This is a genomic window from Shewanella sp. P1-14-1 (assembly GCF_001401775.1).
GTDB lineage: Bacteria > Pseudomonadota > Gammaproteobacteria > Enterobacterales > Shewanellaceae > Shewanella > Shewanella japonica.
The window spans coordinates 1-1603 of sequence record NZ_LKTL01000060.1; the positions used below are offsets into that span (position 1 = coordinate 1).

Sequence of the window (1603 nt, forward strand, 5' to 3'; positions counted from 1 at the left end):
TTGTTAAGGGGGACAAGCGCTTTCCCCCCTTAGCTCTGGTGTGGGCGAAGCGCCACGACGTTGACCTTAATCCAAACGAAGTTTGGAAAATGCCACGTTCCACAAGTAGAAATAAGTAACCCTCTGTTGAAGTTGAGTAACCCCTGTGTCTAAAGATACTTTTGAAACCAGTTCACTAATTCCAAGTTGACCTTTTCTTTGCTGTTGCGCAAATAATGGTCATCAGGGTAAAGCACCAGTTTATGGGGAATATCATATTTGGTTAATGCATCAGCAAGTACAATGGATTGGTCCGCTGCAACACGTTTATCTTTGGTGCCGTGGATCAGTAAGATAGGTACATTGGGGGATAAATCATTGACCCAATTGATAACAGAGCGTTTCGATAACTCTGCATCTTTTTTGAGCCCATAATAAGGAATTCGTTTTTTATAAACATTTTCCATTTCTGGGCGTTCTAGTAACCCTTGTTGTAAATCTGATACGCCCGCAATTGTAGCAATTGCTTTGATGCCGCTTGCTTGTTTCATGGCTAAATGTGTCTGCATACCGCCGCGGCTGCCTCCGTACATGCCAATGCGCTGCGGATCTGCGCCTTCAGTATTGGGGATTAAATCGAGTAGAGCAATAACGTCACTCACATCTTTTCCGCCAAATTCATCTTTAGCACTTGGCTGCTTAACATGAACTCCACGGTATTGACTCCCGATGATGACAAAGCCTTGCTCTACAATCGGAAATAATTCGTACATCATCGTGCCAAAGACAACACTGCCAAAGTTGCCGTTACCACCGCGGTTATAAATTAAAACGGGTAACTTAGCTTCAGGCTCTTTGGGTTTTATGACATAGCCCATCACCTCGGTATTATTTACCGTATAACTAAATGTGCTACAAGATAAATTCGCTTTAAAGTGATTGAACTTTTCTGTGCCAAACGTGGCATCAAATTGTGATAATGCTTTATTGAATTTGTGTTCAATTTTTAATTTCTTTCGATACTTTTCTTCCATGAATTTATGCCAAGTATCGTAGTCAGCAAAAATAGTACTAAAGCAATTTGTCTGATTACTGACGCTATCATCGTTAATTAACTTATTTGCTTGAGCGCTGAAGGAAGAGAATAAGAAGGTAAATAGAAGAAAATACTTTATCACGTGAACTCCATGTCTGTGATTAAACTTCTTTTGATGTGTATGTAATAGGCCAGCTAGCTTAAGTGATTGATAAGATTAAATCAACGGAGAGAATTTGTTTAATAAATTCAAGTTTAATGGTTTTTCGAATGTTCCATTTGAATTGAGGTAAGCAAGAAAATCGCATGAGTCTGGCCACGGCCTTTCTCGCACATCCATGTGCTTCAAGGCAGTTAGTGCATCCTGTACTTAAGATGCCAGCTAGCTTTCGAGGGGAAGGGTGACTCTTTGGCATCCATCCCATCGTGATATTCGTAATTCCCTATACATCAGACGTCCCATCGGAAGCGTTAGTGATTTTTGTAGCTTACCGAAGCGGGCTGCAAAAGAAGGTTAACGCTGGATGATTCTCCGTTGGAAATTTTGCTGTTTAAATTTCGCCGGAGCGCTGAGGGATTGTTAAGGGG

The 1603-nt window shown here is 41.2% G+C and carries 1 protein-coding gene; it reads right to left on the bottom strand.

The window, feature by feature from the left end:
• Positions 1-149: 149 nt before the first annotated feature.
• Positions 150-1157, bottom strand: coding sequence for a S9 family peptidase (locus AN944_RS20920; RefSeq protein ID WP_055026577.1), 1008 nt, complete (start codon positions 1155-1157; stop codon positions 150-152).
• Positions 1158-1603 lie beyond the last annotated feature (446 nt).